We start from the raw sequence: 12,880 nt of genomic DNA on the forward strand, positions 1-12,880 counted from the left end.
TCGCAGTCTACAGGGCCTGAAAACCATTCTCTCTGGTGGTGCGATACCACCAGATGCATATCGGCGCGACGCTGGAGGTGTTGAGCATGTCTGACGAGCCCCATATCCCGGCCCCGTGTCCAGCCTCGTTGGCGGATGGTGGGCGTGCTTTGTGGCGTGGCGTGGCGGACGTGTTCGAGCTGACGCCGGAGCAGTTGGTGCAACTGGAGGAGGCGTGCCGGGCAAAGGATCGGCTCGATTCTCTGGATGCGGCGATCCGTGGCAAGCATGACGTGCTGCTGTCGATTGAGACGGACGGTAACGGAGTGTCCAGCTTGGTCGTGAACTCGGCGCTGCGTGAGGCGAACGCGACGGCCACGGTCCTCAAGCAGCTGCTGGCGGCGCTGCGGTTGCCGGACGTGGAGGGTCGACGGCCCCAGTATCGGGGTCCGAGGGGTGCCTATCAGAAGTCTGTGGAGTCGGTCGCATCCGCAGGCAAGGTGTCGAGCCTTGACCGGGCGCGGAAGCGGCGCGCAGGCTGATGTTCCGCCCCCTGTTCGAGGGGCAGAAGTGCTCTCTCGGCTATGCCGTCATCGACTGGCTCGAGGCGTATGCCTGCCATGGCCCTGGGCCGGTGGAGGGGCAGCCGTTGACGTTCGATGACGAGATGTTTGACTTCATCGTGGACGCCTACGAGCTCGAACCGGCGTCGGGGCGTCGGTTGATCTCTCGTGGCGTGCTGTCAATGCCGAAGGGTCGGGCGAAGTCGGAGGTCGCGGGCCTGATTGGCGTGGCGGAGGCTCTGGCCCCGGTGCGTTTTGACGGCTGGGATGCGAGCGGGCAGCCGGTGGGACGCCCGATCCGCTCCCCGTTCGTCCGCTGCCTCGCGACCGAGGAGAAGCAGTCGGGCAACACGTTCCAAAACATTGCTTTCGTGATGGGTGACTGGGGACACGACAACCACCCAGACATCTACGACGGCGTGAAGGGCATCCGCGACTACCGCTCAGCGACTAACATCTATCTGCCGAACGGTGGGGAGTGCCGCTCGAGTTCGTCTGGTGCCGCGTCGAAGGACGGCGGCAAGGAAACGTTCCTCGTGCCGGATGAGGTGCACCTGTACGTGCTCCCGGAGCTGCGGAACATGTACGCCACGACGATGCGTAACTTACCGAAGAGGTCGCGTGACGAACCGTGGGCGCTGCTGACAACGACCGCATTCCGTTACGGCGAGGAGAGCGTCTGGGAGACGATCTACAAGCGTTGGAAGGCCGAGCAACTAGGCCCCGGATGGCTGGTGCACCATCGCGAGGCGAAGGGACCGATCCGCATCTATGAGGACCGCGAGCACACGCTGGCGCAGCTGCGTTACGTGTACGGCGCGGCGATGGACCCCGTGTCGGGGTGGATGACCCCTGAACTTGCCTATCGGACGATGCTGGACCCAACCGAGTGCCGTGACGAGGCTGAGGGTGCCCGCTACTACCTGAACCGCGCCATGGCGTCCTCGGATGCGTGGATCGCGCTCAGGGCTGTGGAGGACGCCCAGATGGACGGCCCCGAACCTGCCGATGGCACAGCGATCACGCTCGGGTTCGACGGGTCGCTGAACTCCGACTCGACCATCCTCCGCGGCTGCCGGATGTCAGACGGCTACCGGTGGACGATCGGACTGTGGGAGAAACCCGAGGGTGTCGACGGCATCGGATGGCAGGTGCCGCGCACTGAGGTGCTGGAGCGTATCCGTGAGGCGCACAAGCGCTATCGCGTGATCCGAGGCCACTACGACCCACACGAGTGGCGCAGCGACATCTCAGACCTGGCGCACGAGTTCGGCGAGGACGTGGTGGTCGAATTCCCCACGACGTCGGACACCCTGATGGGGCCGGCGCTGGACACGCTCCACACCGACATCGTGAACGGCACCACGAAACAGAGCAGCGACCCGGACGCGCTGCGGCACTACGGCAACGCGTTCGTGAAGCGGCGCGGCCAGTACCGGCTGATCCGCAAGGAATACCCGAACAGCCCCCGCAAGATCGACGTCGTAGTGGCAGACGCCCTCGCGTACGCGGCGAGACGGGCTGTGCTGGCCACCGACTGGACCGATGACGACTCACAGAACAGCGCCGTGTGGTGCTTCGCCTAGACGATGAATGGAGGTGGGCATGGGTGACATTGATGTCCTGAACCGCCTCCACCGCAAGACCCCGAAGATCAAGCGCGACTACAAGCACCTCGACATGTACTACGAGGGCCTGCAGAAGATCGACGTGATCGGTCTCGCCGTGCCGCCCGAACTGAGGATGTTCGAGGTCGCGATCAACGTGCCACGCATGGCTGTGGATGAGCCGGAGCGCCGCCAGCAGTTGCGCGCCTTCCAGCGGTCGGGTTCCGACAAGATCGACCGCGGCTTGCAGGAGGCGTGGGAGTACAACAACTTGCCCTCCCAGTCATCGCTGCTGCACAAGGACTGCCGAACTTTCGGGCGCGGCTTCGCGGTCGTGTCCACAAACCCTGAAGAACCCGATCAGCCGCTCATCACCGTGGAGTCGCCTGAGGCGTTCTCGGTCGAGATCGATCCCCGTCGGCGCATGACTGCCGCGCTGCGCACCTACACCGGCGACGATGACCGGCAGCGCGCCACCCTGTACCTGCCCAACAAGAGCCGCTATCTGATCCGCGACGGCCACGACTGGGCCGACGAGTTCGACCCTGACGAGCACGGGCTTGGCCGAGTGCCGGTCGTGATGTTCCTGAACCGGCCCCGCACGGGCCGCTGGACTGGCGTGTCAGAGATGGCGGACGTGATCCCGATGACGGACGCGATCGCCCGCATCATCACGAACACGCAGATCGGCGCTGAGGCGTTGGCGTGGCCCCACCGGTGGGCCGCTGGCGTCAAGAAGGAAGACTTCATCAACCCCAAGACGGGTAAACCCATGGCGACGTGGGAGGCATACATGACCATCCTCAAGGTCACGTCGAACAAGGACGCCAAGTTCGGGTCGTGGGACGCGGCGCAACTGTCGAACTTTACCGACGCCGTGAACGCGATGCTGCGCTGGTGTGGCGGGATGTTGGGGCTCCCGACCCGCTACCTCGGTCAAGACACCGTCAATCCTGCGTCGGAGGGCGCGATCCGCGCCGATGAGGCCCGTCTAATCCGCAACGTCGAGCGCATGAACGTGTACGACGGTGACTCGTGGGCGTGGGTGATGGGCCTGCGGGAACGCCTCCGCACCGGCGAATGGCTCCCCGGCAACGAGATCAGGGCGCTGTGGCACGATCCCGCGACCCCCACCTACTCACAGCGAGCCGACGCCCTCACGAAGATGGCTGGCGGCGTGCCGATCCTCTCTCGCGAGGGCGTGTGGGACGAACTGGGATGGGACGAGGGGCGCAAGCAACGGGAGCGGGCCTACTTCCGCGAGCAGGATGCCGACCCGCTGGTGCAGGCGCTGATGGCGGCTCCGGGCGATGTCACCACAGTCGCCTGAGAAGGCGATGCTGGCCCGTTCGCGGGCCGCTGCCACGATGGTGGGCCGCGAGTGGCGCACGATCCGCGCGAGCGGCGACTGGGCTGCTCAATGGCAGTTGAAGCTGACGCCTCTGTCTCGATTGGTGGTGGCCGCGCAGATCGGTGCCGCTGCTGCTGGCGCTGCCAGCGTGGACGACGACCTGTACCGCTCCGGATACCCAGAGAAGGCGTTGGCGGAGGTCGACCCGGCTGGTTTCGGCGGATGGGCGGAGCACCCAACGTCAGGGGCAGTTCTCACAATCCCCGCCCTCCTGTATCCGGCTGTCATCACAGCCAGGGCGACGCCGGGCACTGCCACTCAGAAGCTGGCCGCTGGCGGCAGGGTGGCGCAGACGATGGCCCACTGGGCTGTGTCGGAAGCCGGCCGTAACGCCGCCATGGTCGGGGCGACTGGGAGGGCTCGCACGTCGCTGATGTTCGTGGACCCCGCCCCGATGTGCCAGCGGTGCGCGGTGCTCGTCGGGAAGCTGTTCAAGCCTGGCACGAGGTCGTTCACGCGGCACCCCGGCTGCGATGGACGCCTGGTGGCTGTCAGTGACCGGGATAAACCCTCAGTGCCTCCGCTGGACGTGTCCGACATCAAGGACCTCACCCGAGACCAGCTTCGGGCGATCGAGGACGGCGCTGACATCAACCAAGTCATCAACGCCAAGCCGGCTGTCCGCATCACCAAGGACGGCGAAAAGAAGTCGGTGCTGCGAGCCAACGGCGCCCGCACCATGTACGGCGCTCGCAGGATGGAGCGCTGGACCCCGAAAGCGATCTACGCCAAGGCGGGCGACGACCAGGACATGGCGATCCAGCTACTGCGGAAACACAAGTACATGCGCTGAGCGAGTCAGCGCACCCAACCCCAGAGAGGTGGCACGATGCCGCACCACACGCCCGACGATCTGCGACAGATCATCGACACTCACCGCGCCCTGTTCGGCGGCTTCACGATGCTGGCCGACAACAACAGCGCCCCAGAGGCCCCCAAGGAACCCTCCGACGGCAGCAAGGCCCCCGAGGCGCCCAAGGATGACGACAAGGCCGACAAGGCCGACGAGAAGCTCGGCGACAGCGGCCTCCGCGCCCTCCAGAGGGAACGCGACGGACGCAAGGCGCTCGAGCAGCAGATGTCGGAACTGAAACGCGGCCTGGCAGCGATCGCCGGCGCGGAGACCCCCGACCCAACCAAGGTGACGGTCGAGGACGTTGCGGCGCAGATGCAGCACATGCAGCACGAGCTGGCCGTCGAACGGGCGGCCCGCTCCCACGGCATCACCGCCGAGGACGACATCAAACTTCTGGTCGCGACGACCAGCGAAGACCAGCTAAATGCCCTCGCGGCACGGCTGGCACCCGCCGACCATACCGGCAGCGACGGCGCGAAGCCCCGCGGCCCCAAGCCGGACCCGTCCATCGGGCGAGGTGGGGGCGATTCCAACAAGGGCGGCACCGTTCAAGCGGGCCGCGACGCCTACCGGCAACTACATCAGAAGAAGGAGTGACCATGCCTCGCATGAAGGTTGAGTCGTTCTCGGGCGGGAATCGTTCCTGGCTCGCCTCGGCTCACGCAATTGTCAACAACCACACCGGCACGCTCGACGTGTCGAAGTTCACCAAGGGCACCAGCCTGACCGATGGGCACTACCCCAAGGGGTTCTTCCCGTCCGGCCTGGAGCTCAACATCGCCAACCTCGGCGCGATCGAGCCGTGGACGGGTGCCTCGGGCGAGAAGCTCGGGTTTCTGTTCTCCGACGAGGCTACCGATGGGGTCTCTGATCTCGCGGTGCCCGTCGTGTGGCACGGCTCGATCAACGTCTCCAAGCTCCCCAAGGCGCACGTCGAGCCGCAAACCGGTTCCGACGCGTCGAAGTTCGACCTCGTGAAGGAGGGCTGATCCATGGCTGAACTGTGGACTGACCTGATCGACCCTGCCGAGCTCACCGGCTATGTCCGTGAGGGCTTGTCGGCCATCGAGCGCCGCAAGGGCTCGCTCGCCCAGTTCCTCCCGAACCGGGAGGTGGACGACATCTCCGCCCGCTTCCACAAGGGCCAGAACGGTCTCGTGGATGAGGCGAAGTGGCGCGCCTACGACGCTGAGCCCGAGATCGGCGACACCCCGCCCGAGGGTCGTGTCATCATCGAGTTGCCTGCTGTGTCTCGCAAGGAGCGCATCAGCGAGTACGCCCAGCTGCGGCACCGGAACGCCTCTGACGACTCGATCCGTAACGCAGGCTTCCGCGCTGCCGACCGGTGCGTGCTGGCTATCGCTGATGCGGTGGAGCGGATGCGTGGCATTGTGCTCGCCACAGGCAAGGCGACCATCACGCAGTCGAACTACAAGACCAGCGATGACTTCGGTCGAGACGCCGACCTGACCATCACCGCGAACAGCCTCTGGTCGACCGACACCACGGACGGACTGACCCAACTCGAGACGTGGATGGACCTGTACTCCACCCGCAACGGCACCGAACCCGGCGCGATCGTCATGCCGCGCCGCGTGTTCCGCGCCCTGTCCGGCCTTAAGGTCATGCAGGGCCAGACCGCTGCTGGGGCGTTCCGCCGCCCGATGGAGCAGGATGTTCGCGGCATCGTGTCCTCAGCCGGCCTGCCCGACATCATCATCTACGACCGGCGCACGAAGAGCGGGCGCGTCATCCCTGACGACACGCTGCTTTTCCTGCCGGAGCCGACCGCCATCGATGACTACAACGGGACCGAGCTCGGCGCCACGTTCTGGGGTCAGACCCTGACCGCGACCGATCCGAAGTTCTCGCTCGTCGATGCGGAGATGCCGGGTCTCGTCGCAGGGCTGTGGCGGCATCAGACGGTGCCGATGATCGCCGAGGTGGTCGGTGACGCGATCGCGCTGCCGGTCCTCGCGAACGCGAACCTGTCGATGGCCGTGAAGGTGCTGTGATGAGCACTCTCATCGCTACCACTGTGGTGCGCCACCCTGACTCTGGTCAGCCGGTGGCGCTCCGCAGTGGCGACGCGGTACCTGACTGGGCTGAGGGGATGATCGGCGACCATCTGCTGGCCGCCGACGACCCGGCCCCGTCGAAGCCGAAGCCTGCCACGCGGGGCCGGTCGAAGTGACCACCGTCGAGGACGTCCGCATCGCCGCCCGCAGGGCGAGCCTCGGTGGCGATGAGACAGTCCTCGTTCAGCGGTGGATCGCGGTGGTTGAACGCATGATCGCTGACCGCCTCGGCCCCCTCGAGGCGCTCGACAGTGACGCCCTCGCCCTGGTGGTGTCCGAGGTGGTCGCCGACCGCCTCACCTCGCCGGGGCGAGGCGTCACAGCAACTCAGGTCGCTGTCGATGACTCGTCCACGTCGGTGCGGTACGACACCGCCGACACGGGCTGGTTCCGCATCACCGCCGCGCACTGGGACCTGCTGGCCCCAGATCGCGGACGGGAGTCCGAGGCGTTCAGCATCAACCCCGCCTATCAGGCAGGCCGTCATGCTGCTTGGTGAGGTCACCCGCGACGCCCTCGACACCCTCCGCGCTCACGCCCAGTCGGAGATGGACTGCGACGTCACCATCTACACCCATCGCCGCTACGAGTTCGTGGACGGCTCCGAGGTGGAGATGTTCGGCCCCGAGGTCTACGCCGGCGTCGGTGCTGTCGATCCCGGCTCCATGGCCGGGCAGGTGACATCAACGGGTCAGCAGCCCGTCACGTCCCGCGCCTACCGCTGCTCGGTGCCGTGGTGGGTAGATGCGCTCAGGGAGGGTCACGTCATGGTCGTCAACCACTGCCCCCGCGACCCGTCTCTCGACGGCGCCCGGTTCACGGTGGAGACAGTCCGCCAGAACGGTCTCGGCGTCGTCAAGCGCCGCTTCACCGCATCGGTGATCGAGACGCCATGACCGAGAATGCAGAGTTGACGAAGCTCGCCGTCGACCTCGGGAAGGCGTCGTCGAAGGTCACCCAAGAGGTCATCAAGGCGACCGCCGCCGCAGGCAGGGAGGTGGCATCGGAGGCGAAGAGCCGCGCTCCGCGCCGATCCGGTGCGCTCGCCAACTCGATCGTCAGCCACGCCAAGGGTCTCGTCGCTGTCGTGGCCGCCGATGCGCGCCACGGCGTGTTCCAGGAGTTCGGTACCTCCCGGCACGGTCCGCAGCCGTTCCTCGGGCCCGCGCTGGCAGCCAAGAAGGACGCCTACGTGAAGCGGATTGAGCAGATCGCGGGGGACATCCTGTGAACCTGCACGACGACCTCGCGGCACGCATCCCGGCCCTCACCGTCTATGACGGGGAACCGCCAGCGACCCCACCGGGCCGGTACGTATGTCTGTACTACGACACCGGTCTGGAGTCGGAGCGCCGCATCTGTGCCCCGTCGGCGCACATCAGGGTCGACGTGAGCGCCGTGTGTGTGGCCCGCACCCGCCCCGGCGTCCGGGACGCGGTGACGATCGTCCGCACCGCCCTCAACAGGTGCCAGCCGTTCGGTGCCGACTCGGCGATGGTCGAGGAATCATCCGGGCCACTGGTGACCGAGGGCCCTGCTGGCGACGTCCGCATGTCTGCGACTCTCGTTTTCACCGTCCGCATCAGAAGGAACCAGCTATGACCACCACCCGAGCCGCCGACCAGTCCGAACCGGTCGAGATCGAGACGACCGAGGCCGAGGAGGCCGAGGCGACCGACGCCGACATGGCCGCTGTCACCCGAATCGGGGTGAGCGTCGTGCGTGTCCGCGACACCGCGACCGGACACCACATCACCATCTCCGCCAACCTCGCGGACTCTGACAAGGCCCGCTACAAGCCACTCAAGTCGCCAGCCGTCGACGCCAACGGCAACCCAGCACACCCCAAGTTCAAGACCAACATCTAAGGAGCCCCCATGTCTCTCACTGTTTTCAATCCCGACGGCGTGGAGGTTCTCGAGAACTCCGCCGTTATCGTCGCCCCCGCTGTCGCGGACCTCGACAAGCCGACCGTCGCCGAGTACAACGCGGGCACCGCCATCGAGTGCTCCATCAAGTCGTTCGGCATCTCCACCGACGTCTCCTACGCCAGCTCGCAGTACCTGTGCGACAAGGTCGCGAAGAAGCGCGTCGGCAATCGCGAGCGCAACCTCGAGCCGCTCACCATCAAGATCGGCGACCCCCAGGCGGAGACCATTTCGGAGAAGTTCGTGGAGGACTCGGTGGTATACCTGATCCACCGGCCCGGACTGAAGCACACGACCCCGGCTGCAGCATCGCAGAAGGCTCAGGTCATCAAGGCTCGCGTCGCCGCCGTCGATCTCGTGCCTATCGGGGTCGAGGAGGGTGCCGTGTACGAGGTCCGCGTCGCGCTCGCCGTCGATGGACGCAACGCCGGGCTGTTCGCCACCATCGCGTCCTAACCCCCCAATCGCAGCCAGCCCCTACCGCATGGCCTCGCGCGTAGGGGGTGGCTGCATCTCAGAGAGGCCACCATGTCTGAATCGAAGTACGCCCAGCTGCTGGACGCCCGAGTGAAGTCGAGCATCCGGCGCACCACCACCGCCCCTGTCTGCCTGGACCCCGCTCTGTGGGAGGCCTGGGAGGCCGCCAAGAACGCTTTGGACGCCTGCCCCTCCGGTGACGACGCACCCAAGACGGGATCGCTCGGAGCCAAGCCGTCGGGGCGTCAGGCGGCCGAGAAGGCTGTGCAAGCGGCCCGCGCCGCTCTGCGTGAGGCGTCGATCCTCATCCACTACCGGGCGCTGCTCCCCGCCGAGTCGAGGGAGTTCTACGCCACCATCGACACCGAGGGCCCCGCGACCGACGTGTACGGGAACCTCATGCGCCGCTGCTTCACCCACGCCACCACCCTCGACGGTGAGACGATCGCCGACATTGACGAGGCCCGGTTCTCGCATCTCGTGGACAACATGGAGCTTCCCGAACTGGAGGCCCACAACGCGAAACTGAACGCGATCCTCGGTGAGCTGCCGGATTTTCCTATGTAGCTGAGGTTGTCGCCTCCGACGCCGAGTTGCGGACTGATCTGGCGATCGCCCGCAGCTTGGGCGTCAGCCTGCGCCGATTCAACGGGTGGGAGCCGACCACGGTCACCACCACCCGCCCCGACGGCACAACCATCACCACCCGTGACCCCGAGTTCGACGCGTGGGAGCGGTCGCTGTGGATCGCATTCGACGCGTGGGAGAAGCAGTGCTGCCCCGGCTGCGGCACCCCCTACGAGCGTGGCCTGTGGGACAACGACGCCGAGCCGGACAAGCGGCCACGGTGGCGCGTCGGCATGTATCGCTGCCGCCCCTGCGAGGTGCTGGAGCAGGTGCAGAGCAAGCACGTCAAGGCCCTCGAGGCTGCCAACCATGACCAGCCCGTCCCCACCCACCACCTCAAGTGGTTCGCGTTCGAGCACCCCGAAGGGAGGCCCTGATGGCTGACCGCAATGTCAAGGTCATTCTCGCTGCCTCTGTGGAAGGATTCACGGCGGCGCTGGGTCGCGCGAAGGCGTCGGTGGAGACTCTGGGCGCGGCGACCGCGAAGGCCTCTCAGACGGAGGGGTGGCGCCGCGCTGGCACTGCGATGATCGGCCTCGGCGCCGCCGCCATGGCCGGGGTCGCGATGGCCGTCCGCGTCTCGGCATCGTTCGAGCAGTCGATGGCGGAGGTTGCCGCCACTGGCGAGGAGGCCCGTGGACAGATCGCCGGCCTGCGCAAGGCCGCGCTCGACGCTGGGCGCGACACTGCTTTCTCGGCCACCGAAGCCGCCGACGGCATCACGGCGCTGGCGAAGGCTGGCGTGTCCACCGCTGACATCCTGTCGGGCGGTTTGCGGGGCGCACTCAACCTCGCTGCCTCCGGCCAGCTGAGCGTCGCCGACGCCGCTGAAACAACATCCGCCGCCCTCGTCCAGTTCAAGCTGAAGGGCAAGGACGCTGGGCATGTCGCGGACCTGCTCGCCGCAGGAGCTGGTAAGGCCATGGGCTCGGTCGGGGACATGGGGCAGGCGCTCAAGCAGTCCGGCGTCGTCGCCTCCCAATTCGGCGTCTCCATCGAGGAGACCGTCGGCACTCTCGCCGCGTTCGCCTCCACGGGCATGATCGGCGCCGAGGCGGGCACCGGGTTCAAGTCGATGCTGCTGGCCCTGGCGAAGCCGTCCAGAGAGGCGCAGCGCGCCATGGACGAGCTCGGCATCTCCGCCTACGACGCCGAGGGCCAATTCGTGGGCATCACCAACCTCGCCGGCCAGCTCAAGGACAAGCTGGGCGACCTGACCGTGGAGCAGCGGCAGGCGGCCCTGTCCACGATCTTCGGCTCGTTCGCGATCCGCAACGCGTCGGTGCTGTACGAGCAGGGCGCTGAGGGTATCCAGCAGTGGGTCGACAACGTCAACGACTCCGGCTACGCGGCCCGTGTCGCCGCAGGCCTGCTGGACAACCTGAACGGCGATTTGCAGGTGCTCGGCGGCTCGTGGGAGACACTGCTGATCAAGATGGGCACAGACGCCCAAGCCCCATTGCGGAGCGTCGTGCAGTGGCTGACCGAACTGATCAACGCGGTTGCTGAGCATCCAACCATGGCCGCCTCGGTCCTCAAGCTGCTGGCCGCGTTCGGCGGGTTCGCGCTCGCCGCTGGTCTGATCATGAAGGCCACGACGGCGGCTGTCGAGTTCCGTACCGCGCTCTTGGCGTTGCAGGCAGCCCAGCCCAAGTTCATCGGCGCCTTGGGAGCCATGGGGAGGGCCGCTGGCGCTGTGGGCCTGGCCTTCGTGGCGCTCGAAGTCGCCTCCATGGTGTTTGAAAAGGTCAGGGTTGGCCAACCGACGCTTGAGCAAACCGCTTCGTTGATGGATCAGCTGGCCCTGTCCACTGAATCCGCCGCCGCCGCAATGTCTCGCCAAGACTTCGCGGCTCAGACGAGCATGGGTTGGCAGAAGATCGAACTGAGCGTCGAAGGGGCGTTCGAGCAGCTGAGGAAGTGGGATGACCTGCGGAACAGCTCTGACCCGATGGCCAACCTTTTTGCAGGCGCATCGGCCAATCTGGGCGCACTCAAGGAACTGGAAGAGGGCTTCCGGCGAGCAGATCAGGCGCTCGGCCAGATGGTTGGCACCGGCCACGCCGACAAGGCCGCCGCCGCGTTCGCCCGCATGGCCGAGGCGGCCAAGAAGCAGGGTGTCGATAACGATTCTCTCATCCGCCAGTTCCCGACCTATGCGGAGGGGCTGCGGGCGCAGGCGTCGGCGCTGGCTGAGGCGACGGGATACACCGACCTGCTCAACCTGTCCAACGAGGACCTCGTGCGCTGGATGGGTGGCGACATCCCCATCGCCGTCCGGTCCGCCCAGATCGCCGCCAAGGACGCAGGCTCGACATCCGAGGCGCTGACGAAACAGCAGAAGGAACTCTCTGCCGCCACCGACGCCGCGACCCGAAGCTATGACGAGTATGTCAACAGCCTGTTCGCCGCCAACAACGCTGCCGTCGCCATGCTCGACGCACAGCTCGGCTTCAACCAGTCCGTGCTGGACGGCAGCAAGGCCGCCAAGGAGTGGGCCGAAAAGGTCGCTGGCGGGCACGCCCAGGCCAAGAGCGCGTTCGACCGGACGACCGAAGCTGGCATTGCGAACAACCGCGTCATGCTGGACATGGTCAGCAATGCGCAGCGCGACATCGAGGAACGCACCAAACAGGGTGAGTCGATCGAGTCGATCATCGCTATCCACGGCCAGTACCGCGACCAGATGATCAAGGTCGCCACCCAATACCTCGGGAGCAAGGCCGCGGCAGTCGCCTACATTGACCAGCTGTTCAAGACACCGAAGAACATCAGCACCGCGGTCCAGTTGGAGAAGTCGGCCGCCGATGCGCGCCTGAATCAGTGGAAAACCAAGCTTGACGGCGTGCCCGACACTGTGCGCACCAGCATTCTCGCCGCCGTGGAGCGGGGCGACCTCGCGACCGCGAACCGGCTCCTGGCGGACGCAGCCCGGACCCGCACTGCCACGATCAAAGTCCATGTCTCCAAGGACGGCCGGGAGATGGTCGGCGGCGGAAACAGGGCAACTATCAACGCCTCTGGCGGGCTGTACACCGACCGGGCGAACGGGCACCTGCCGCAGATCGCGCGAGCGGGCGACTGGCGCATCTGGGCCGAGCCGGAGACGGGCGGCGAGGCGTACATTCCGCTCGCCAACGACTGGCGCCGCCCTCGAGCGCAGTCGATCCTCCGGGAGACGGCCAGCCTGATTGGGATGCGCACCTACGCCGGTGGCGGCATCTCGCACACCACCCCAGTTCTCGACACATCCGGCGTCGCGGACGCGGTTGCTGCCGGTCTGGCTGGTGCCCGGATCGTCATGGTGGACCCGACCTCGGGTGTGGAGCGGCTGGTGGATGCGCGGATCGAGAT

General features: G+C 66.5%; 16 protein-coding genes. All 16 read left to right on the forward strand.

Annotation, left to right across the window (positions count from 1 at the left end; all coding sequences use genetic code 11):
• The first annotated feature begins 86 nt into the window (after window positions 1–86).
• Window positions 87–521: a hypothetical protein gene (locus ACTQY5_RS10700; protein WP_441036951.1), complete on the forward strand. Its 435-nt coding sequence runs from the start codon at window positions 87–89 to the stop codon at window positions 519–521.
• Complete coding sequence (locus ACTQY5_RS10705; RefSeq protein ID WP_441069373.1) at window positions 521–2,128, forward strand: hypothetical protein; 1,608 nt, start codon at window positions 521–523, stop codon at window positions 2,126–2,128. The genes ACTQY5_RS10700 and ACTQY5_RS10705 overlap by 1 nt, the downstream gene beginning before the upstream one ends.
• A gap of 19 nt (window positions 2,129–2,147) precedes the next feature.
• Entirely contained in the window at window positions 2,148–3,479 is a 1,332-nt protein-coding gene (locus tag ACTQY5_RS10710; RefSeq protein ID WP_441042079.1) for a phage portal protein, read from the forward strand.
• Window positions 3,480–3,486: 7 nt separating this feature from the next.
• The gene (locus ACTQY5_RS10715) at window positions 3,487–4,353 is read left to right on the forward strand and encodes a hypothetical protein (RefSeq protein WP_441042081.1); all 867 of its coding nucleotides are present in this window, start codon (window positions 3,487–3,489) and stop codon (window positions 4,351–4,353) included.
• A gap of 36 nt (window positions 4,354–4,389) precedes the next feature.
• A complete protein-coding gene (locus tag ACTQY5_RS10720) occupies window positions 4,390–5,013 on the forward strand; it encodes a hypothetical protein (RefSeq protein ID WP_441042083.1) in 624 nt (207 codons plus the stop codon).
• A 2-nt stretch (window positions 5,014–5,015) separates the two neighbouring features.
• On the forward strand, window positions 5,016–5,405 hold the full coding sequence (locus tag ACTQY5_RS10725; protein ID WP_441069377.1) for a hypothetical protein: 390 nt from the start codon (window positions 5,016–5,018) through the stop codon (window positions 5,403–5,405).
• 3 nt (window positions 5,406–5,408) lie between these two features.
• Window positions 5,409–6,431 carry a major capsid protein gene (locus ACTQY5_RS10730; RefSeq protein ID WP_441042087.1) on the forward strand — a complete coding sequence of 341 codons (1,023 nt, stop codon included), beginning with the start codon at window positions 5,409–5,411 and terminating at the stop codon, window positions 6,429–6,431.
• Between the two features lie 175 nt (window positions 6,432–6,606).
• Window positions 6,607–6,993, forward strand: coding sequence for a hypothetical protein (locus tag ACTQY5_RS10735; RefSeq protein WP_441042089.1), 387 nt, complete (start codon window positions 6,607–6,609; stop codon window positions 6,991–6,993).
• Window positions 6,980–7,390, forward strand: a complete 411-nt coding sequence (locus ACTQY5_RS10740; protein ID WP_441042091.1) for a DUF6093 family protein — start codon at window positions 6,980–6,982, stop codon at window positions 7,388–7,390. Before ACTQY5_RS10735 ends, ACTQY5_RS10740 begins: the two co-directional genes overlap by 14 nt.
• Window positions 7,387–7,725 carry an HK97-gp10 family putative phage morphogenesis protein gene (locus tag ACTQY5_RS10745; RefSeq protein ID WP_441042093.1) on the forward strand — a complete coding sequence of 113 codons (339 nt, stop codon included), beginning with the start codon at window positions 7,387–7,389 and terminating at the stop codon, window positions 7,723–7,725. Before ACTQY5_RS10740 ends, ACTQY5_RS10745 begins: the two co-directional genes overlap by 4 nt.
• Entirely contained in the window at window positions 7,722–8,096 is a 375-nt protein-coding gene (locus ACTQY5_RS10750; RefSeq protein WP_441085588.1) for a hypothetical protein, read from the forward strand. Before ACTQY5_RS10745 ends, ACTQY5_RS10750 begins: the two co-directional genes overlap by 4 nt.
• The gene (locus ACTQY5_RS10755; protein WP_441042097.1) at window positions 8,093–8,362 is read left to right on the forward strand and encodes a hypothetical protein; all 270 of its coding nucleotides are present in this window, start codon (window positions 8,093–8,095) and stop codon (window positions 8,360–8,362) included. Before ACTQY5_RS10750 ends, ACTQY5_RS10755 begins: the two co-directional genes overlap by 4 nt.
• 9 nt (window positions 8,363–8,371) lie before the next feature.
• Window positions 8,372–8,878 carry a phage tail tube protein gene (locus ACTQY5_RS10760; RefSeq protein WP_441042099.1) on the forward strand — a complete coding sequence of 169 codons (507 nt, stop codon included), beginning with the start codon at window positions 8,372–8,374 and terminating at the stop codon, window positions 8,876–8,878.
• Window positions 8,879–8,950: 72 nt separating this feature from the next.
• Window positions 8,951–9,466, forward strand: a complete 516-nt coding sequence (locus ACTQY5_RS10765) for a hypothetical protein (protein ID WP_441042101.1) — start codon at window positions 8,951–8,953, stop codon at window positions 9,464–9,466.
• Between the two features lie 56 nt (window positions 9,467–9,522).
• Window positions 9,523–9,903 (forward strand): hypothetical protein, encoded by a 381-nt coding sequence (locus ACTQY5_RS10770; protein WP_441069417.1) that lies wholly within the window; start codon window positions 9,523–9,525, stop codon window positions 9,901–9,903.
• On the forward strand, window positions 9,903–12,880 hold a 2,978-nt coding region (locus ACTQY5_RS10775; protein ID WP_441369195.1), incomplete at its 3' end, for a phage tail tape measure protein. The genes ACTQY5_RS10770 and ACTQY5_RS10775, both read left to right, overlap by 1 nt.

The sequence above is a fragment of the Acidaminococcus sp. HCP3S3_H5 genome (assembly GCF_052122235.1).
In the GTDB taxonomy this organism is placed as follows: Bacteria; Bacillota; Negativicutes; order Acidaminococcales; family Acidaminococcaceae; genus Acidaminococcus.